Annotated in this window: 15 protein-coding genes, 6 pseudogenes and 2 other annotated features; of the genes and pseudogenes, 15 read left to right on the plus strand and 6 right to left on the minus strand. The window is 67.0% G+C overall.

Annotated elements, in window-relative coordinates:
• Positions 1–100: 100 nt before the first annotated feature.
• Positions 101–727, minus strand: coding sequence for a hypothetical protein (locus tag DX923_RS00625; protein WP_116111940.1), 627 nt, complete (start codon positions 725–727; stop codon positions 101–103).
• A gap of 362 nt (positions 728–1,089) precedes the next feature.
• The gene (locus DX923_RS00630; protein ID WP_346218092.1) at positions 1,090–2,490 is read right to left on the minus strand and encodes a YihY/virulence factor BrkB family protein; all 1,401 of its coding nucleotides are present in this window, start codon (positions 2,488–2,490) and stop codon (positions 1,090–1,092) included.
• A 256-nt stretch (positions 2,491–2,746) separates the two neighbouring features.
• On the opposite strand from DX923_RS00630, the gene DX923_RS00635 reads away from it, so the two are divergent.
• From DX923_RS00635 to DX923_RS17065, 6 genes and pseudogenes are all read left to right on the plus strand, one after another.
• The gene (locus DX923_RS00635) at positions 2,747–3,817 is read left to right on the plus strand and encodes an App1 family protein (protein ID WP_116111942.1); all 1,071 of its coding nucleotides are present in this window, start codon (positions 2,747–2,749) and stop codon (positions 3,815–3,817) included.
• Positions 3,818–3,923: 106 nt separating this feature from the next.
• Entirely contained in the window at positions 3,924–4,274 is a 351-nt protein-coding gene (locus tag DX923_RS00640; RefSeq protein ID WP_116116067.1) for a rhodanese-like domain-containing protein, read from the plus strand.
• Between the two features lie 95 nt (positions 4,275–4,369).
• Positions 4,370–5,581: an ATP-binding protein gene (locus DX923_RS00645; RefSeq protein WP_116111943.1), complete on the plus strand. Its 1,212-nt coding sequence runs from the start codon at positions 4,370–4,372 to the stop codon at positions 5,579–5,581.
• Between the two features lie 75 nt (positions 5,582–5,656).
• Positions 5,657–5,860: pseudogene (locus DX923_RS17055) on the plus strand (transposase); the annotation flags it as partial.
• 80 nt (positions 5,861–5,940) lie between these two features.
• Positions 5,941–6,072, plus strand: a sequence feature (AL1L pseudoknot).
• An 81-nt stretch (positions 6,073–6,153) separates the two neighbouring features.
• Positions 6,154–6,222, plus strand: a pseudogene (locus DX923_RS17060) (hypothetical protein); the annotation flags it as partial.
• A gap of 147 nt (positions 6,223–6,369) precedes the next feature.
• A pseudogene (locus DX923_RS17065) lies at positions 6,370–6,720 on the plus strand (integrase core domain-containing protein); the annotation flags it as partial.
• Between the two features lie 14 nt (positions 6,721–6,734).
• Here DX923_RS17065 and DX923_RS00655 read toward each other — a convergent pair.
• A pseudogene (locus tag DX923_RS00655) lies at positions 6,735–7,772 on the minus strand (IS256 family transposase); the annotation flags it as partial.
• Positions 7,773–7,824: 52 nt separating this feature from the next.
• Here DX923_RS00655 and DX923_RS00665 point away from each other — a divergent pair.
• The 4 genes and pseudogenes from DX923_RS00665 to DX923_RS00680 form a co-directional block, all read left to right on the plus strand.
• Positions 7,825–8,515: pseudogene (locus DX923_RS00665) on the plus strand (IS630 family transposase); the annotation flags it as partial.
• A 413-nt stretch (positions 8,516–8,928) separates the two neighbouring features.
• Positions 8,929–9,114, plus strand: a complete 186-nt coding sequence (locus DX923_RS17070; protein ID WP_116116068.1) for a plantaricin C family lantibiotic — start codon at positions 8,929–8,931, stop codon at positions 9,112–9,114.
• Between the two features lie 35 nt (positions 9,115–9,149).
• The gene (locus tag DX923_RS00675; protein WP_430732295.1) at positions 9,150–10,685 is read left to right on the plus strand and encodes a lanthionine synthetase LanC family protein; all 1,536 of its coding nucleotides are present in this window, start codon (positions 9,150–9,152) and stop codon (positions 10,683–10,685) included.
• Positions 10,685–12,814 (plus strand): peptidase domain-containing ABC transporter, encoded by a 2,130-nt coding sequence (locus DX923_RS00680; RefSeq protein WP_116111950.1) that lies wholly within the window; start codon positions 10,685–10,687, stop codon positions 12,812–12,814. The genes DX923_RS00675 and DX923_RS00680 overlap by 1 nt, the downstream gene beginning before the upstream one ends.
• Positions 12,815–12,860: 46 nt before the next feature.
• Here the strand turns inward: DX923_RS00680 and DX923_RS16015 are convergent, their stop codons facing one another.
• Entirely contained in the window at positions 12,861–13,070 is a 210-nt protein-coding gene (locus DX923_RS16015) for a hypothetical protein (RefSeq protein ID WP_162872680.1), read from the minus strand.
• A gap of 167 nt (positions 13,071–13,237) precedes the next feature.
• On the opposite strand from DX923_RS16015, the gene DX923_RS00685 reads away from it, so the two are divergent.
• From DX923_RS00685 to DX923_RS00705, 5 genes are all read left to right on the plus strand, one after another.
• Positions 13,238–15,523: a DUF4135 domain-containing protein gene (locus DX923_RS00685; RefSeq protein ID WP_162872681.1), complete on the plus strand. Its 2,286-nt coding sequence runs from the start codon at positions 13,238–13,240 to the stop codon at positions 15,521–15,523.
• Between the two features lies 1 nt (position 15,524).
• Complete coding sequence (locus DX923_RS00690) at positions 15,525–16,403, plus strand: ATP-binding cassette domain-containing protein (protein WP_116111953.1); 879 nt, start codon at positions 15,525–15,527, stop codon at positions 16,401–16,403.
• Positions 16,404–16,408: 5 nt separating this feature from the next.
• On the plus strand, positions 16,409–17,164 hold the full coding sequence (locus DX923_RS00695) for a hypothetical protein (RefSeq protein WP_162872682.1): 756 nt from the start codon (positions 16,409–16,411) through the stop codon (positions 17,162–17,164).
• A 3-nt stretch (positions 17,165–17,167) separates the two neighbouring features.
• The gene (locus DX923_RS00700) at positions 17,168–18,010 is read left to right on the plus strand and encodes a hypothetical protein (protein WP_116111957.1); all 843 of its coding nucleotides are present in this window, start codon (positions 17,168–17,170) and stop codon (positions 18,008–18,010) included.
• 66 nt (positions 18,011–18,076) lie between these two features.
• Positions 18,077–18,310: a GPP34 family phosphoprotein gene (locus DX923_RS00705; protein WP_116111958.1), complete on the plus strand. Its 234-nt coding sequence runs from the start codon at positions 18,077–18,079 to the stop codon at positions 18,308–18,310.
• Positions 18,311–18,492: 182 nt separating this feature from the next.
• Here the strand turns inward: DX923_RS00705 and DX923_RS17075 are convergent.
• Together DX923_RS17075 and DX923_RS16535 are read right to left on the minus strand one after the other, a co-directional pair.
• Positions 18,493–18,771, minus strand: a pseudogene (locus DX923_RS17075) (IS3 family transposase); the annotation flags it as partial.
• Positions 18,643–18,774 (minus strand) — a sequence feature (AL1L pseudoknot). It overlaps the preceding pseudogene by 129 nt.
• Positions 18,735–19,058 (minus strand): transposase, encoded by a 324-nt coding sequence (locus tag DX923_RS16535; RefSeq protein ID WP_116111960.1) that lies wholly within the window; start codon positions 19,056–19,058, stop codon positions 18,735–18,737. (Overlaps the previous feature by 40 nt.) The pseudogene DX923_RS17075 and the gene DX923_RS16535, both read right to left, overlap by 37 nt.
• Positions 19,059–19,196 lie beyond the last annotated feature (138 nt).

Genomic DNA, 19,196 nt, shown 5'->3' on the forward strand with positions numbered 1-19,196 from the left:
ACCTCCCTGGCGCAGAGGGGTGTTGCGTCACTCGCCGGATTGCATCCGTCGAGTGTTTCCACCGGCATGGGTACCGGTAGTTCTGAGTGCGGTTCGACGATCAGAGTCGGAGGCCGCGGTCTCGGCTGTGGCCGGGGCGTGCTGAGGAGTAAGCCGTTTCGATCCGGGAGTGCAGGTTCGTCCGTTCGGCTGGACGGTCCCACTGCACGCCCTCGTCCCAGGCCGCGGGGGCCACGGGGCCGCCGGACGGTGTGGACACCCAGGACGAGGTGAGCTCACCGCCGCCGCCGGGCAGGAGCGCCAGGTGCGGTCGACGGGTGGCGTCCAGGGCTCGCCGGGCTTCGATCCGCTCCGACGGAGTGCAGTGGACCACCGTCAAGTGGGAGGGCATCCGGCTGGACGAGCTGTGGGTGAAGCTGCCGGGTGTTTCCGGCAGGGAGGTCACATCGGTCGGGCCCCCACGGCGACCGATGCGACGAGCCCCGGCAAGGGAGACCACCGACCACACGAGACCGGCTGCGGTCAAGGACACCAGTGCCACCGAATACCAGGCCGGGGTCTCCGGCAGCAGACAGACCGCATTGCCGACGACCAGTGCGCTGGCGACCAACAAGGTGAGCTGGCGGGCGCGATGCTCCTCGACGGAGGCTCCGCTCAGCGGGCTTCCCGCGGCGGCGGCCGCCAGAGCGCAGCAGGACAATGTCAACAACAACAGGTGGACAGACATCCGTGTGTTCCTTCCCCCTTCACCGAGTGCATCCCCATGCCATCGGTGAATCCCCAGAACCACACCCGGTTTTTCCCCTCACCGGATGCGGCGAACGCCCTGCGATCGATACGGGTTTCCCGACCCGGTACCGGACGAACGTTCAACAGGAGAGTACAAGGGAGAAGGTGGCCCGTGCGAACTCATGACCTGCGAGGACGGGCGAAGGGGGCGGGCTGTCCTGCCCCAGGGGAAAACCCGGCAGGGCCCGGTCATCCACTATGTGGATGACCGGGCCCTGCAAGGAGATCGAACCGGTTCTTCGGCGCGGGTCAGAGGCTCAGCAGGAGATCACTCGGAGACTCCCCGCACGCTGGAGAACTTCAGTTAGCTTCTGCGCGACGCGAATCCTTGGAACGTCCGGTGCCTTCGGCGTGGGCCTCCTCGGACTTCAGACGCAGCTGGCGTCCCTCCTCGATGCTGCCTTCCAGCTTCTCGCCACGCTTCTCCGCGCCGGCCGCATCCCGCGGCGGCAACTGCAAGCACTCCTCGGCGACGATCCCCGACTGCAACTGCCGGGCCCGCTCCAGCTCCGAATCCAGTTCGGCGCCGAAGAGCAGGGAGACATTCGTCAACCAGAGCCACATCAGGAAGACGATCACACCGGCCAGCGCACCGTAGGTCTTGTTGTAGCTGCCGAAGTTCGCGACGTAGAAACCGAACCCCGAGGAGACGACCACCCACGAGGCCAAAGCCACCGCAGCGCCTACCGAGATCCACCGGAACCGAGGCTGCTGAACATTCGGGGTGAAGTAGTAGAGCATCGCCACCAGCACCATGACGATCAGCAGGATGACCGGCAGTTTCGCCAGCTCCCACACCGTCACCACGGTGTCTCCCACGTCGATCAGATCACCCAGGGTGCGGGCCACCGGCCCGGAGACCACCATCGCCACCATGACCAGGGAGACCAGCAACAACATCACGAAGGTCAACACCAGCTGGGTCGGGATCAACTTCCACAGGGGGCGCCCCTCGGTGACGCCGTACACCCGGTTCATCGCCCGGCTGAAAGCGCCGACGTACCCTGAAGCCGACCACAGGGCACCCAACATACCGATGACGAGGGCGAACCCGGCGGCCTGCGCGGTGACCATCTGCTCGATCACCGGGCGGATCAGATCGAGTGCTTCCTTCGGCGCGAACTGGGACGCCGTCTCCAAGGCGGAGTTGACGGTGCGCTGCCCGTCGCCCAGCACGCCCACCAGGGCCACCAAGGTCAACAGCCCGGGGAAGAGCGCCAGCACCGAGTAGTAGGTGAGCGCTGCCGCCTGATCGGTGCACTCGTCCCGGCTGAACTCCTGTACCGCTTTCTTCCACGCGAAGACCCACGACGGTTTCGTGAGCATCTGCGGAGAATCCACTTTTCCGGGAGCGTCCGGAGCCGGCGCGCTCTGCGCCTTGGCCGCAGTCGCGGCCTCGATCTTCTTGTCGTTGTTCATGTTCTGCACCTCCCGGTCGGCGGTGACAGTACCCGCATGACGGGCAGACCACACGTCGTCCAGACCGGCGGTGTGCCTGCAGGTCGTTCCGACCTGCCGGGTCGGGCTCGTGTGCGAACGGCTCAGTGCCGGACGGTGCGGGCGGCGGGCCCGCGGATCGGCGGGGGTGTACTCCCTAGGCGTGGCATCGGAGGCGTGGCGTCCGTGCCGGTGGGTGACGGCGCAGTGGGTGGGCCGAGGGTGGCGGGTGTGCGGGCGGTGCACGCGCGTCGACGGATTCATGACGCCATCCCCTGGTGATCGCTCTCGCTCGGACGAGTCGTCCTCGCGGGCATCCTGCCCTGTTCCACGTCGGTTCCTTCCGGAGAGCGGGGCCGGTGCTGGTCGCTGGTGTTTCCGGCCAGCTGGTGAATCGGCAGGACGCCTGTCAAGCTGAGGCTCAAGGAGATGGGCTCTGATTCACATCCGGATCAGGTCAGGTCGGTCACCTTGCTGCCGAGGCGCCCTGCTCTCGAGAAGCCCTGCTAGGTTTGCGCATATGGCTCGCCCCCATATCGCCGCAGTCGTCGAGGACGCCTGGCACGGCCAGGTCAACGGAGTCCTGCAGGTCTGCGGGTGGAAACCGCGAGTCATCGCCCACGCCGGTTATGGCTCACCCGCCTTCCTGCGGGTCCTCTCCCGAGTGGTGCTCTCCCGGCACGCGCTCGACCGCACCGAGATCCGGGCCGACGAGCACGGGCAGACGATGCTGAAACCGCCACGTGAACTGCGCGGATGGCGAGCCTTCGTCACCGCCCAGGCCACCGGGGTCGGCGTACGGGTCGATGTCGGTGAACGTACCGTGTACACGCAGACCGACCGCAGCGGGTACGTCGACGTCACCGTCCTCGACCACGGCCTGGACGCCGGCTGGCACGAGGTGACCATCACCCCCGAGGACGGAAAAGCCCAGAGCGTCCCGGTGATGATCGTCGGCGAGAACGTCCGGTACGGTCTGGTCAGCGACATCGACGACACCGTGATGATCACCGTGCTGCCGCGCATGTTCATCGCCGCGTGGAACACCTTCGTCCGGCACGAACAGGCCCGGCACATCGTGCCCGGGATGGCGCCGATGTACCGCGACCTGCTGGCGGAACACCCTGGAGCACCGATCTTCTACCTGTCGACCGGGGCGTGGAACACCGCCCCGACGCTGACACGCTTCCTGAAGCGGCACGGCTACCCCCTCGGCCCGCTGCTCCTCACCGACTGGGGGCCGACGAACACCGGATGGTTCCGCTCCGGGCAGGAACACAAACGGGAGAACCTGCACCGCCTGGCCCGGGAATTCCCCGATATCCAGTGGATCTTGGTCGGTGACGACGGCCAACACGACCCGATGATCTACAACTCCTTCGCCCGCGACCGGCCAGACGTGGTGCGGGCCATCGCGATCCGTGAACTGACGCCTGCCGAGCAGGTACTGAGCCACGGCATCCCGGTGTCCAACGAGGAACTGGGCCCGCGGGTGGTGCACAGCCAGGTGCCGGTGGTCCGCGCCGGCGACGGGTACGGGCTATTGGTGAAATTGCAGCGGGTGCTGGCTCGGCGCGCGCCGAAGGGCTGAGTCTGGGGCGGGATCGGTCTTCCCGCGGGGCCGTTCGTCGATCCACCTGCCACAGAGGTGCTTTCATGGGCTCTCAGGTGGCGGTGGACGAGGCATCATGTCGTTCATGACGAAGATCCCGGCGCAGCCGCAGCCCGGAGCGCCCACCGTCGGTCACGCCGAGCTCGCCGACGACGTCTGCTTGGTCGATGTGCGGGAGTTCCACGAGTGGGAGCTCGGTCATGCCCCTTGTTCGATCTGTATCCCTCTCGGCGAGTTGGAGGGTCGGCTCGACGAGCTGCCTGAGGAGGGCCGGGTCGTGATCTGCTGCGTCGATGGGGTGGTGGCCTCCCGGGCGGTGGCTTTCCTGGCGGAGGCCGGTTTCGACGCGGTCAGTCTGGACGGCGGGATGAGGGCGTGGGCGCGGGGTAATCGTCCGCTCGCGCACAGCGGGCCGGGGGCACCCGAGGTGCGCTGACCTGGGTGTCGGGGCCGTTGCCGTTGTCGGGGCCGTCGATCGGTTCTTCTGCGTGTCTCTGCCGGAAAAGCTAGAGATGCGAATAGTGTCCGATCGTGGATCCGATCCGTAATCCTTATGCGCCCGGCGCCGGTCAACGGCCCCCTGAACTGGCCGGACGGGACGAACAACTCCGTACGTTCGACGTCGTCCTGGAACGGGTCGCCAAAGGACGGCCGGAACGGTCGGTCGTGCTGACCGGTCTGCGCGGCGTCGGCAAGACCGTGCTGTTGAACACCCTGCGCAGTTCAGCGGTGCGGGCCGGGTGGGGGACGGGCAAGTTCGAGGCCCGCCCGGATCAGACCCTACGCCGTCCGATGAGCGCGGCCCTGCACGTCGCGGTGCGGGAGCTCGGGCATCCCAGCGGCGACGAGGTCGACCATGTGCTCGGCGTGCTGAAGGCTTTCGCCCTACGGGATGCCGCGCCCACGGCGAAGCTGCGGGAGCGTTGGCAGCCGGGCATCGACGTCCCCGCCGTCGCCGGACGCGCCGACTCGGGGGACATCGAGATCGACCTGGTCGAACTGCTCACCGATGTCGGCGGCCTGGCCCAGGACGTCGGTAAAGGGGTGGCCCTGTTCATCGACGAGATGCAGGACCTGCGGCCTGACGACGTGTCGGCGCTGTGTGCGGCCTTCCACGAGATTTCGCAGAACACGCTGCCGGTGATCGCCGTCGGTGCCGGGCTGCCCCATCTGCCGGCGGTGCTCTCCGCATCGAAGTCGTACTCCGAACGGTTGTTCCGTTATTCGCGGATCGACCGCCTCGACCGGGCGGCCGCCGAGGCCGCTCTGCAAGTACCGGCCCGGGACGAGGACGCCGAGTTCGCGCCGGACGCCCTGGACGCGATGTATGTTGCCACCGGCGGTTACCCCTACTTCATCCAGGCCTACGGGAAGGTCGCCTGGGATGCGGCGCCGCAGAGCCCGGTGACCGCAGCCGACGTGGCGGTCGCCGCCCCGGAGGCCGAGGAAGAACTCGCCGTCGGTTTCTTCGGGTCACGGTACGAACGGGCCACCCCGGGAGAGCGCGAATATCTGCGGGCGATGGCCGATGTCGCCGAAGCCATGCGCGCCGACGGCGAAGAACTCGACGATTCGGCATCGGTGCCGACCTCACGGGTCGCCGACCATCTGAGCCGTAAACCGCAGTCGCTCTCCCCGGCGCGAGACGGCCTGATGAAGAAAGGACTGATCTATTCGGGGGAACGCGGGCGGATCGCGTTCACGGTGCCGCATTTCGGGCGGTACTTGTTGACGACGGGATAAATCGTGTCTCTGGCGTTTGAAAGTGGATCGCCCCGGGAAGGGTGGAGGGCTTGATTTCCCCAGGAGGATGGAGTCATGCCTGCACCGAAGAAATATCCCGAGGAGTTGCGTGAGCGAGCGATCCGGCTCGTTCGCGACCGGATCGCTGCCGAGCCGGGTTTGCCGGTCTCGCGTGCCTGCCGGTTGACCGGTGAGCAGCTCGGGATCAACGGCGACACGCTGCGGAACTGGGTCAAACGCGAACGGGTCGACGACGCAGAGATTCCCGGCACAACGAGTACCGACGCGGCCCGGATCGCGGAGTTGGAGAAAGAGAACCGCGAGCTACGACGCGCGAATACGATTCTTCGCCAGGCGAGTGCATATTTCGCTCAGGCGGAGCTCGACCGCCGATCGTAGACGTCGACGCGTTCATCGATGATGACCGCCACGGGCACGGGGTCGAGCCGATCTGCGAGGTCCTGAAAGAGACTGGAATCGCGATCGCCCCAAGCTCCCATTACGCCCGCAAGAGCAGACCTGCCTCGGCGCGAGCCGAAAATGATGCCGCCATCGACGAACGACTGCAGGAACTGCACGAGAAGAACTTCGGCGTCTACGGGGTCCGCAAGATGTGGAAGACCTACCTGCGGACCTGGCCCGGTGAGCCGGTCGCACGATGCACCATCGAACGCCGGATGAAAGCGTTGGGCTTGGCCGGCATGCCGAACGCGCGCACCACACGGACCACCAGACCCGCGCGGGCGCAGGCCTGCCCGGCCGACCGGCTCGAGCGGGATCTTTCGCGCCTCGTGCACCATTCGGACCGCGGCTGTCAATACGTCTCCATTCGGTACACCGAGCGACTCCTCGAGTCCGGAATCGAACCCTCGGTCGGATCGACCGGTGATTCCTACGACAATGCCGCCGCCGAGGCGTTGAACAAGCTCTACAAGAAGGAACTCATCTGGAAACGAGGGCCCTGGAGCGGTCTGGACGCCGTCGAGCTCGCCACCATGGAGTGGGTCGACTGGTACAACAACGACCGTCTTCACTCACACTGCGGCGACATCCCACCCATCGAGTACAAAGACCTGTTCTACGCTGTACACGCCCCCGCCCCGGCACCCGCCGGATCGGCACAACCCGCTCTCCGCTGAACCCGGGACGATCCAATGAACCGCTCCCGCGCCGCGCGCCAGGTCGCGACCGTGTGCTGGTAACGCTGCCCCAGTGGGGAACGCTCGAAATCGCTCAGCGCTTCGGCCGCGGCGTCAGCGTCCGCGGCGGTGTAGACCGGTTTGAGCGCGGCAGCGACGGCTTTACGGTCGCCGTAGGACACGAACCTCATCGCCGCGCGGATCAAGTGCACCACGCACGTCTGGACCGTCGAGTGCGACCAGGTGGCTTCGATGGCCTCGGGGAACCCGGTGAGCCCGTCACAGCAGACGATGAGCACGTCGCGGATGCCGCGATTGGCCAGCTCGGCGCACACCCCGGCCCAGAACTTCGCACCCTCGTGGGTTTGGATCCAGATGCCCAGGACGTGCTTGACGCCCTCCATGTCGACCCCGACCGCGATATGGGCGGCCTTGTTCGTCACGTGCGCACCGTCGCGGACCTTGACCGTGATCGCATCCAGGTAAATGACCGGGTAGAACGTCTCCAACGGGCGCCGCTGCCAGGCCAGGACCTCTTCGGCGACCTCATCGACGATCTTGGAGATCGTCTCGTGGGACAGCTCGGTGCCGATCGTGGATTCCAGGTGGTAAGAGATGTCGCGCAACGTCATCCCGCCGACGTACAGGCCCACGATCATGTCATCCAGGCCATCCAGACGCCGTGAGTCCTTGGGCACCAGGCGGGGCGTGAATGTCCCTGCCCGGTCCCGCGGGGTGTCGATCTGCACCGGCCCGACCTGCGAAGAGACCGTCTTCGGTGTCGAACCGTTGCGGGAGTTCGCGAACGCCGACGCCTCCGGGGCGCCCTTGTCATAGCCCAGATGATCAGTCAGCTCGGCCTGCAACCCCCGTTCCAGAGCAGCCTTGATCAGACCCGGGATCAGCCCCTCAGAGCCGGTCATCTCGACCTCACCGGCATCGATCTGAGCGAACAGCTCATCCAACGCCCCCGAGGCCGCCAACCGCGCTGCGACATCCCTACCTGAGACCGGGCCAGCACCCGGCTCGAGCCCATCAATCATGAGATCCATCGTGGTCCTTCTCCTTCACGGACAAGCCACTTACACAGACCATCTGACACGCCCGCACGCGGTGGACTCCTGGAAGCTATCCAAGGACCCGGCCTTCGTGGACAAGGTCCGCGACCTCGTCGGCCTGTACATGTCCCCACCCGAGAACGCTCTCGTGCTCGCGGTGGACGAGAAATCCCAGGTCCAGGCCCTCGACCGGGCCGCTCCGATCCTGCCCATGATGCCCACCACGCCGCCCGCGCCACGCACGACTGCGTCCGGCACGGCACCACCAGGGTGTTCGCAGCGATGGACATCCTCACTGGGGCGATGATCGCCCGGAACTATCGCCGTCACCGCAGCGTGGAGTTCCTGCGCTTCCTCAAGAGGTTGACTCCGCCACCCCCAAGCACCTCGAGCTGCACTTGGTGCTCGACAATTTCCCCGCAAGCGGGAGGTGCCCCCAGCCACCCACAAGGCCCCGGCCGTCAAGGCCTGGCTGCTCAAGCACCCCGTATCGTGCTGCACTCCACGCCAACCTCGGCATCCTGGCTCAATCTCGTGGAGCGCTGGTTCGCCGAGCTGACCCGCCGCAAACTCAAGCGCTCCACCCACCGCTCCGTCGTCGAACTCGAACGCGACATCGTCACCTGGACCCAGAACTGGAACGAGAACCCAAACCCATCGTCTGGACCAAGACTGCCGACGCGATCCTCGAAATCCTCGCCAGCTACTGTCAACGAATCAACGACTCACCACACTAGCGTCGAAGCCGTCGATCTCGAGGTGCCCGAACTCGGTGTTGGGCGCGAGCGCACCGTCCCACGAGCAGGACCGTTCCGATGCCGCTGCCGAGCGTGACGAGGGCCGCGCCGCCGACCCCGCGAGCCGCGGGGTCGCCTCCTCGCGCCCCAGTCGTCGCGTGCAGCCAGCTGGCACGGTGGGGCGATCTGCTGGCGAGATGACGTGGAGCCGAGGGCGCGATATCCGCAGTTCGAGGCGCTTTGAGCGCATGCGGGGCAGTCCCCTGCGAGAGCCGCGGATCGGATTCATCCGAAAGATTGATCCCTAAGGCGGATTGTCCCGGATGAGTGTCTCCATACCTTCCTGATGTCACCACAACGGAGACCGGCTCGCCTCTGAGTGGGCTGCACTTCTCACACCAGGAGCATCACTCATGCCCAACGACCTGTCCGTGCTGGACGCCAACGACGCCTCCCTCCTCGATGAGATCACTGAGCAGGACTACGCCGCAGTGTCTGGAGCGTGCTCCACGAACACCTTCACGCTGTCCAACCGCTACGGCAACGACGGCTGGTTCTGCACCGTCACCTCATCGAGACGACGATCCGTGAACAGCTAGTCGGCGCACGCCTGCGCTACCTGCACAACCCGACGATGCTGTACATGCAGGTCCTCAACACGCTCACCTCCGCGCCAGCTGGCCGCTCCTCGGAACTGGCGGTCCTCCTCAGCTCCCGCGTCGGCATCAACTCCACGAACACGCCCGCCATAGTGGCCTCCGAGGTCGAAGGGCTGTTGAATCAGGACATCCCCTACTTCACGGTCGACCCGGCCGCGGCCTTCGTCTACTCAGCACAGGGAGACGTTGTCGGAGAACTCGTCGCCTCCCCGCTGGAGCTGATGCACAGCAAGCTCGCTCGCATGGGAGAGGACGACCTTGCTCGTCAGGTGCGCCTCGTCCGCAGCGCGTTCAGCGCGACCGTGCCGGACGAGGGCATGGGCCCAGTCCGCGAGGTCGGGACGCCCGAGCCCGACTCGACTACCTTCGCCGATCTCGCCGTGAAGGTCGGCATGGACCTCGCTGGCCGCGTCTCGCTGGACCGCTTCGACCACCTGCCAGCCACCTGGATCGGTCCTCTCGCGGCAATCGAAACCGACCGTCCGTGGCCGCCCGGTTTCCTCGGCTATGACCTATACACCGGCCGACTCGGCGTAGGCCTGGGGATGGCCCGTGGCGTCCGCGCGCTCGGTTCCCCGCTCTTTGAACTCGTCGCATGCCAGCTCTTCGACAACACCGCGTCGATCCTCTCCGACGAGACCTACGATCCCGAGAACATAGGGTCCATGGGCCGCGGCGCCTACACCGGCGTCGCCGGTGTCGCCTGGGCTCTGTGGACCGCGGGCCGCACCCTCGAACGCAGCGACTGGTGCGACGTGGCCACGACGAGCCTGGCCGCGATAGTTGAGGCGGCGAGCCCCGAGCGGGACAGCAAGTTCCTCGACGTCATCGCCGGTGTCCCAGGTCTCTTCACTGTCGCGCGGACCATCGGTGCGCCGATTGACCTGGAGCCCCTGCGCCACCGCGTCATGGCGGCTGTCGTGGACGGGCTGGAGAACTACGAGGTCAACACCCAGTCCGGCTTCGCACACGGTCTGTCAGGCCTCCTCTTCCACCTCGCCACTACCGGCCCGGTGCCCGACGTGATCACGGAGACACTCATGCAGCGACTGGGATCCTTTTGGCGTCCAGCCGAACTCAACTGGTCGACGAACGACACGCACAACCGGGCTACGCATGGCTGGTGCCACGGCCGCGCCGGCGTGACCATGGGCGTCGCCGCCTCCGGGGTCGACCCCGGGACCTACGGTCTGCCGGACCTGACCACGCTCGTTACCGCAATCGGCGAGGACGCGACCGGCTACAACATCACACACTGCCACGGCGACCTCGGCAACTACGACATGCTGCGCTGGCTCGTCACGCACAAGACCCCCGACCTGGGTCACGTCCTCGAGAAGGTCCAGCACACGCTGCAGGCAGGTTCCCTTTCCCGCAAGCTCGACGACCCCCACAGCCGGTACAGCCTCAACGACGGCCTCATGGTCGGTCGAGCTGGGGTGCTCCTGTACGCCGCCGAGCGCATCGACCAGTCCCTGTCCATCTCGCCCACGACGCTCGAGGTGCGCTGATGTCCCGCCACGTCCCCGTCCGACATCAGACTACGCAGACCGAATGCGGACTGGTAGCCTCGCTCGCGCTCCTGGAGCACCTCGGCCGCTTCGTCCCCGTTCACGAGGCCCGGGCCGTCGCCGACCCCGGCCGCAACGGCCTGACCGGGAGCCAGATCCGTGACCTGCTCGTCGCCTACGGCTGCGAGGTCAAGTTCTTCCGGGCCGGGGCGGCGCGCGTCGCCGAACTGCCTCTCCCCGCCATCGCCCACTGGCACGACGACCACTTCATCGTCGTCGAACGCCTGGGCGACAAAGACGCCGACATCATGGATCCCGACGTGGGCCGCCGGCGCATCAGCCGCGAACAGTTCGAAGCGGACTACTCCGGGGTCATGATCACGGTCCGTCGCGGCGAGGACTTCGAGCCAGCCCGGCGCAAGCTGTTCCACTACTGGCGACTGCATGGTCTGCACCGGGTGCTGCCCCGCCGTGACTTCGCCGCCGTCGCCGTCATCACGGCCGCGACATACGCCATGAGCATGTCCTTGCCCGTCGCCACCGCGAGGCTCGTCGACGCCGTGACTCACGGCAGCCCGCTGCAGTGGAGCTGGCCGGCCGTCTTGGCGGCCGTCATCGGTGTTGCGCTGGTTTTCGTGGGCGCGGAGGCGTTGCGGACGTTTTTCACCTCCCGCATAGTTCGCGGTCTCGGGCTCTCGATGATGGAGTCAACCTTCGGCCACCTCTTGCGGTTGCCGCTGAGCTTCTTCTCGACGCGGATCCCTGGCGAGCTCATGCAACGTCTGGGCGGCGTCAACTTCGTGCGCGACGCACTCTCAAACCGCATCGTCTCGAGCATCTTCGACATCGGGATGACGGTCGTCGTCCTTGTCTACGTTTGGGTCGTCGCGCCGGTCCTCGGCGCGATCGCCTCCGGGCTGCTGCTCCTGTTCGTCGTGTTCCTCCTGGCCACGCGTCCGGCGCTGACGCTGGCCATCGACGACGAGATCGACGCCCTCATGCGTAGCCGAGGCATCCAGTACGACGCCGTGTCCTCCGTGGCGCAGCTCAAGATGGGCGGCTACATCACGGACATCGAACAGAAGTGGCGCTCGGCCTACCAACGGTCCCTCGGTGCCCTTTACCGCCGCATGATGTGGCAGATGGGGGCCGTTGGGGCGGTGAGCCGCGCCTTCCAGATCTTCGCTCCGCTTGTCCTGCTGCTCACCGGCATCCAGATGCCCGGCGCGGTCTCCCTCGGTCAGATCGTGGCCGTCTCCAGCCTCGCCTCGGTCATGTTCTCGGGTGTCTCTAGCACGCTCGCCACCTATACCGACGTCGTGACCTGCACCCGCTACCTCGAGAAGCTCGAGGACATCCTCGGCACGGAGACTGAGCCAGTCGGCGGGTCGCGCACCGACCTGGACAGCGGCGAGATCCGCCTGCGGAACCTGACCTTCAGCTACGCAGGCGAACCCCATGCGGTGCTCGACGACATCGAGAGGACGATCGGTGAGGGCGACCTCGTCGCCGTCGTCGGTCAGTCTGGCTCCGGTAAGAGCACCCTGGGGAAGATCATCTGTGGCCTGTTCGAGGCAGACCAGGGAGAGATCGAGATCGGCGGGCACGCCCTCGGCGAGTACGACCGCGACGCGCTGCGCCGTCAGATCGGCTACGTTCCCCAGGACGTCACGCTACACAATGGGACGATCCTTGAGAACCTCGGCATGGGCAGCGACCTGGACGAGGCCGAGATCGAGCGCCGCTACCGCGACCTCGACTTCCTCGACTTCATCGACCGCCTCCCCATGGGGTACCGCACGATGGTCGCCGACCTCGGAGCCAACTTCTCCGGTGGCCAGCGTCAGCGCCTCGCGATCGCTCGCGTTCTCCTGCGCTCGCCGCGAATCATCGTCTTCGACGAGGCCACGAGTGCCCTCGACCAGATCAACGAACAGCGCGTCAACCGTGTCCTGCGCAGCCTCGGCTGCACCCGCATCGTCATCGCCCACCGTCTCGAGACGGTTCGCGGCGCCGACACCATCCACGTCCTCGAGGACGGCCGCGTTGTCGAACGCGGCACTCACGCCAACCTTCTCGAGTCCGACGGGACGTACTCGCTCCTCTACCGCCAGGGAGTCCCCGCATGACCGCCATTGACACTCCGCTCACCAGCCCCGCCGTCGTCGCCGATGGTCAACCGTTGCGCATCCAGATCGCGTTCGCGCCGCTCATCGACGCCGTGGCCGACCGTGCGACGGCCGCCGCCACCCCGACGGTCGAGCTGCCCGAAGGCATCACCGCCGGGCTACGCGCCGTGGTCCGCACCGATGTGACGATGGTGTGGTTCCGCATCCTTGTGGAGGAGTTCCACCGGTTCCGTGAAGAACTGGGTCTGCCGGACACGGCGGCGTCCTCGGAGGCGCTACACCGCTTCCACGATGCGCTCGATGACGACGGTTTCCTGAACCGGATGATCGACGGGTGGCCGGTCGCCGTCTCGCTCGTCGAGCGACGTGGCCGGTGGCGCCGCGAGGCCGCCGAGGAGATGTGGACCACCTGGCTCGCCGACCGTGACCGTCTCGTCGGCGCTGGGCTCGTGCCAACCGACTTCGCCCCCCCTCGAAGCGACCTTCGGTGCGGGCGACAGCCACCACCGGGGACGCAGCGTCGTCGTCCTAACGGGCAACGATGGCTCGAAGCTCGTCTTCAAGCCCCGCGCACCCGAGTCCGACCTCGTACTCGAGAAGCTGCTAGCCCTGCTCGGTCGCACCTCCGGCGTCGACATGAGCAAGTGCTCACCCCGCTCGCTGGCCGGTACGCGGGGCTGCTGGCAAGAGTTCGCCACGTCAGAAGGGGTCACAGACGCCCGACAGGTCCACGACTACTTCCTCCGGTTCGGTCTTCTCGCCGGTCTCGCCGGAGCAATCGGCGCAGGCGACCTGCACCATGAGAACGTCATTCTACGCGGTGCGTACCCCTGCGTGGTCGACAGTGAGACCATCTTGCAGGCCCGTTTCATGCCTCGCGACGGACGCCTGACCAGCGTGATGATGCACGCGACGCAGCGCTGCCCCGGCGCGACGCTCATGTTCCCGGCTAGGGTTCGCAAGGGTGCCTTCGACGTCTTCATCAGCGCACTCGGCGTTCCGTGGACGCAGGTCTCCGAGAAGGACACCTTCGATGTCGTCGACGACGGCACCGACGCCGTCCGGCTGGACCGGACCAAGATCACCATGGAACTCGATGGCAACGTCGTACGTCTCAACGGGGAGCGCGTTGACCATCTCGACCACCTCGACACCATCGTCGAGAGCTACCTCCTCGCGCAAGAGGCCCTTGTCGAGCACCTCGAGGAGTACGTCGCCGCCCTCGAAGCGGCGCGCAGCGCGCTCTTCCGCATCGTCCTGCGCCCGACGCAGGTCTACGGAACCTTCCTTGACGCCTCGGTGCACCCCTCGGCGCTCGCCGACCCGTCCGAGCGGCAGCGTATCCTTCACCTCGTCAAGGATCTCGACTACCATGACGACGGACGCGTCGGTGCCCGCGAGCGCGCCGACCTTGAGACACTCGACATCCCGGCCTTCCACTGCTACGGCGGAGCCACCCGGCTCATCAGCGACGGGGAGGAACTGAGCGGAGACTACTTCGTCCTCTCACCCGTCGATTCCGCGATAGACGGATTGCGCGAGTTCTGCGAGCGTCCGGCCGCCCACCACCGCTTCCAGCTGGAGACGTCACTCAACGAGCTGGCCGCCGGCGAGGACCGCCCCTACCCCGTCCCGATGCTCGGTGCGGCGTTCGCGGAGGGGCCGGAGGTGACGATCGACGAGGTCCTCCACCTCCTTGACGCCGCGGGGGAGAGGGGCACCAACGAGGACGGCATCAAGGCAGTCTCCTGGCTCTCCCATCTCGGTCACGACGGTCTGGAGACCTACGAGATCGACCAGACCATGACCTTCCACGACACCGGCGGCATCGCTGCGTTGCTCTCGACGCGCCATCCGGGCACGGCCCTCGCGGCGCAGGCCACGGCCGCGCTCCAGCTCGTCGAGACACCGCTCGGCGCCACCCGCTGCTCCGCCCTTGCCGGACCGGCGAGCACCCTCTTCATCCACGGGCGTGCCGATCTCCCGGAGCCCCCGCACGTCCCCATCGGGTCCACCGAGCTCGACCTCATGGTCGGTACCGCAGGACTGCTGCTGGCCGCCGCACGCCTGCCGCAGCCCGAGCTCGCCTGCATCGCCCGGGTCCGTGACCACCTCGTCACGTGGACCCCGCGGGTCACGTGGACGCGTGCCTGGTCGGATCTCGCCCACGGTCTGATCGGAGTCGACTGGGCCCGGTTCCGCGCCGCCCAGGTCCTAGGTGAGGACACCTCGACGCTCGCCGCCGGACTCGTCGACGGCCTTCGTGCCGCCTTAGACGAGCCCGACTACGGCTCGGCCTGGTGTTCCGGGGCTGCCGGTGGACTCGTCGTCCTTGCTGATCTGCACGCGTCTGGGCACCCGGTGCCGGAGGTCCTACTCCGCCGGATGACCGAGCGCGTCACGACCTCCGAGTCCGGAGTAGTCGACGTCTCCGTCTGCCACGGCGTCGCCGGTCGTGTCCAGGCCCTGCTCCGCGCGGACGAAGTCGGGCTCCTCCCCGACGGTCGCGGGCGGGCCCGCGAGCTCTGGCGTCTCGCCGGCGTCGCTACCCGCACAGCGGGACTTCAGACCGGCACCCCCGGACGCACGGTCGTCCTCGGCTACCGTCTCGGCTGGGCGGGCGTCGCCGACACCGCGCACCGGCTCCTCCACGGGCCGGGTCTCTACGACGCAGTTTCCCTGATACCGTTCCAGAACAAGGAGAACTGACATGACCATCACGCTCGATAAGGTCTGCCTCGACTACGGCGACTTCGCCCTCAAGGACGTCACCTTCGACGTGCGACCCGGCGAGGTCGTCGGGTTCCTCGGTCCGAACGGGTCCGGCAAGTCCACCTTGCTGCGGATCCTGCTCGGCCTCGAGCGTCCGGACAGCGGAACGGCGCTGATCTCCGGTCACCGTTACCAAGACATCGACCGTCCCATGCGGGTCATCGGGTCCCTCATCGATACCACGTGGATCAACGGCTCGCAGCGGGCTAAGGACTACCTGTCCTGGTTGGCGGTCTCCAACGACCTCGACAAGTCCCGCATCCCCGAGCTGCTCGAGCGCGTCGGACTCACGCACGCTTGCAAGCGCAAGGTGTCGAAGCTCTCGCTCGGCATGCGTCAGCGCCTCGGGATCGCGGCGGCGCTGCTCGGCGACCCGACCTACCTGGTGTTCGACGAGCCGCTCAACGGTCTCGACCCCGAGGGCATCCGATGGGTGCGTCGCCTCCTCGCGGAGCTTCGTGACGAGGGACGGGGCATCCTGCTCTCCAGCCACATCCTGGGAGAAGTCGCCGCGGTCGCCGACCGCGTCGCAATGATCTCCGACGGCACGATCGTCGGCTTCGGCGGCCTCGCCGAGTTCGAGGTGGACCGCGGTCTGGTGGCTGTCGTGTCCGACCCCGACCGAGCCGTGGCGGCCCTGGTCGGAAGTGGTTTCGAGGCCACCCATGTCGGCGCCTCCGAGATCCTTGTCACCGGCGAGGCCCGTGCCGGGGACATGGCCCGCGTCCTCGTCGAGGCCGGCGTCGACTTCGAGTCCATCGCGAAGCGCGAGGGCGACCTGGAGGGTGCCTTCTTCTCCCGCCTCGTGAAGAAGTGACCGACATGCGCACGCTGCGCACAGAGCTCCGCAAGGTCGTCGCCTACAGGGCGCCGCTCCTCGTCGCCGTCGGTGCCCTGCTGCTCGTGGGGCTGTGGGACATAGCGATCGTCGTCCGCGGGCAGTCCGGCCTCAAGGCGATGGACTCCTCCCTCGCGTTCAGCGGCATCGTCCTGCCGATCATGTGGTTCATCATCCCGATGCTCGTCGTCGGCGCCGACACCTACGAGGGCACGCTGTGGCCGGCGTTGCAGGCCCGACCGAGAGCTTCGAAGGTGCTCGGTGGCAAGGCGGTAGCCTCGCTCGTCGTCGCCGTCGTCACCGCGCTCTTGGCCGGGCTCATGCTGACGGGCCTCGTCCTCACCACCGCCCACGGAGTGCCCACCGCGGAGATGCTGCCGACCGCCGCCGGTCGCCTCGCGGTCCAGGCAGTGCTCTGCACGACCATCTCGTTCGCGTTCTTCGTGCTCACCGGCTACCGGGGCGCGTCGTGGATCATCCTCGGTCTGCTCGTGTGGATCCACCTGGTCGAACGCGTGCTGTCCTCGGCCCTGCCAGGCACCGCTGGCCTCGTCGGCATGCCGTTCCGACTCGTCGACTTCTGGATCCGGGGCAAGTGGGCCGCCACGATGCCGCAGCTCGACTCCTTCGGATACGGCCCCCTGGCCGTGTTCACCGCTGTCCTCGCTGCCCTCGCGTCCAGCTCGTTCATCCTCTTCTCCGACAGCTCCGGGCGTACCTGGGGCAGAAAGCACCGGTGACCCATGTCCGCCATGCTCACGACCGACCGAGCCGCCGCCCGCGGCACCGCGATCGAGACCACGTCGCGGGGAACCACCGTCCGCTGGATGCGCACCCTCGTCGCTAAGGATGGCCTTACCCCCATCCTGGTGCGGGTGGTCCTCGTCCCGGTGCTGTTGACCATCGCCGGCGTCGCCTTCATGGTGTTCGGGCCGGCGCCGATCCGTCCCAACGCCGTCGGTGGTGTAGACGACGACCAGGCGGTCTTCCTCCTCCTCGGGTACATGCTGCTCGGGCAGCTCGTAATCATCGTCTCCGGCGCCTGGCTGTACCTGCGTGACGTCCTCTCCCACTCCCTCGGCGGGACGTACACGGCCGTCCCCAACCGTTGCGCCGTGGTCGTTGGCACCGCGCTGGCCGCTGCTCTCGCGGGGGCTGTGGGGGCCTTGCTCAGCGTGCTCGTCGGTGCGCTGACGTTCGTGGTCCTGGGTCACGCCGATCTCGTCGCGACGCTGAGTTCGCCACGTCTGCTTCAGATGCTCGTCGTCCTTCCTGTTGGCGCCGCTCTGCTGTCGATCATCGCCGTCGCCGTCGCCGTTCTCGTGCGCCGTCCCATCCCGGCGGCCGTGCTCCTCGTCGTCTGGGCTACCTACGGTGAGGACGCCGTCGGTCTGATCCCCGGTCTCGGTCCCGTATTCAAGGCGCTCCTTCCGCTGACCAACGTCCATGTCGCCGCCGGCATCAAGGGTGTCCTGGGCATCTCGGGCTCGCCGTTCGTCGCGCTCCTCTGGGTGACGGTCACGGCCGCGGTCATGCTCGCCATCGCGGTCGCCGCAGAGCGCCGCCGCCGCGGTTGGGTCTCGTGACGATCCGCCGGGAGAATTATCCGTTGGGATGAACCGGTACCGAAGGCCTGCTCCTACGGTGAAGCCATGTTGATCTGCGAAGATGTCATGATCCTTCTCGCACGGCCCCGCGGCATGGTCGAGAACTGGGACGCACGACGGCAGTGGGGCGTCACGGCCGGAGCCCTCTGTGACCTTGAGGAGGCCAGCCGCATCTCGATGGACGGCAAGGAGGTGCAGGTGCTCTCGCGGGACGCCACCGGGCACCCGGCACTGGATGCCGTTCTCACGTACACGAACCCGGTCCAGGTGGCGACGTAAGTGATGTCGGCGACCCACCGGTGATCCGGCGCCGGTGCGGTGAAGTCCCGCTCGAGCCGGTCGGCCGGGCAGGCCTGCGCCCGCGCGGGTCTGGTGGTCCGTGTGGTGCGCGCGTTCGGCATGCCGGCCAAGCCCAACGCTTTCATCCGGCGTTCGATGGTGCATCGTGCGACCGGCTCACCGGGCCAGGTCCGCAGGTAGGTCTTCCACATCTTGCGGACCCCGTAGACGCCGAAGTTCTTCTCGTGCAGTTCCTGCAGTCGTTCGTCGATGGCGGCATCATTTTCGGCTCGCGCCGAGGCAGGTCTGCTCTTGCGGGCGTAATGGGAGCTTGGGGCGATCGCGATTCCAGTCTCTTTCAGGACCTCGCAGATCGGCTCGACCCCGTGCCCGTGGCGGTCATCATCGATGAACGCGTCGACGTCTACGATCGGCGGTCGAGCTCCGCCTGAGCGAAATATGCACTCGGCTGGCGAAGAATCGTATTCGCGCGTCGTAGCTCGCGGTTCTCTTTCTCCAACTCCGCGATCCGGGCCGCGTCGGTACTCGTTGTGCCGGGAATCTCTGCGTCGTCGACCCGTTCGCGTTTGACCCAGTTCCGCAGCGTGTCGCCGTTGATCCCGAGCTGCTCACCGGTCAACCGGCAGGCACGCGAGACCGGCAAACCCGGCTCGGCAGCGATCCGGTCGCGAACGAGCCGGATCGCTCGCTCACGCAACTCCTCGGGATATTTCTTCGGTGCAGGCATGACTCCATCCTCCTGGGGAAATCAAGCCCTCCACCCTTCCCGGGGCGATCCAGGTATTCCCCATAGCGGCGGCAGTGAGGGGCTGACGCTCAGGCCGCTTCGTCAGGGTGCTCTCCCCCACTAGAATGCCGATGAGTG

The sequence above is a fragment of the Austwickia chelonae genome (assembly GCF_003391095.1).
Classification (GTDB): Bacteria; Actinomycetota; Actinomycetes; order Actinomycetales; family Dermatophilaceae; genus Austwickia; species Austwickia chelonae_A.

What these genes read in the sequence shown, in the direction of transcription:
- DX923_RS00635 (WP_116111942.1), top strand. Translation starts at nt 2,747, where the DNA reads ATGGCTCGCCCCCATATCGCCGCAGTCGTCGAGGACGCCTGGCACGGC.
- DX923_RS00640 (WP_116116067.1), top strand. Translation starts at nt 3,924, where the DNA reads ATGACGAAGATCCCGGCGCAGCCGCAGCCCGGAGCGCCCACCGTCGGT.
- DX923_RS00700 (WP_116111957.1), top strand. Translation starts at nt 17,168, where the DNA reads ATGTCCGCCATGCTCACGACCGACCGAGCCGCCGCCCGCGGCACCGCG.
- DX923_RS00680 (WP_116111950.1), top strand. Translation starts at nt 10,685, where the DNA reads ATGTCCCGCCACGTCCCCGTCCGACATCAGACTACGCAGACCGAATGC.
- DX923_RS00675 (WP_430732295.1), top strand. Translation starts at nt 9,150, where the DNA reads ATGCTGTACATGCAGGTCCTCAACACGCTCACCTCCGCGCCAGCTGGC.
- DX923_RS00695 (WP_162872682.1), top strand. Translation starts at nt 16,409, where the DNA reads ATGCGCACGCTGCGCACAGAGCTCCGCAAGGTCGTCGCCTACAGGGCG.
- DX923_RS17070 (WP_116116068.1), top strand. Translation starts at nt 8,929, where the DNA reads ATGCCCAACGACCTGTCCGTGCTGGACGCCAACGACGCCTCCCTCCTC.
- DX923_RS00705 (WP_116111958.1), top strand. Translation starts at nt 18,077, where the DNA reads ATGTTGATCTGCGAAGATGTCATGATCCTTCTCGCACGGCCCCGCGGC.
- DX923_RS00630 (WP_346218092.1), bottom strand. Translation starts at nt 2,490, where the DNA reads ATGAATCCGTCGACGCGCGTGCACCGCCCGCACACCCGCCACCCTCGG.
- DX923_RS00625 (WP_116111940.1), bottom strand. Translation starts at nt 727, where the DNA reads ATGTCTGTCCACCTGTTGTTGTTGACATTGTCCTGCTGCGCTCTGGCG.
- DX923_RS16535 (WP_116111960.1), bottom strand. Translation starts at nt 19,058, where the DNA reads ATGCCTGCACCGAAGAAATATCCCGAGGAGTTGCGTGAGCGAGCGATC.
- DX923_RS00690 (WP_116111953.1), top strand. Translation starts at nt 15,525, where the DNA reads ATGACCATCACGCTCGATAAGGTCTGCCTCGACTACGGCGACTTCGCC.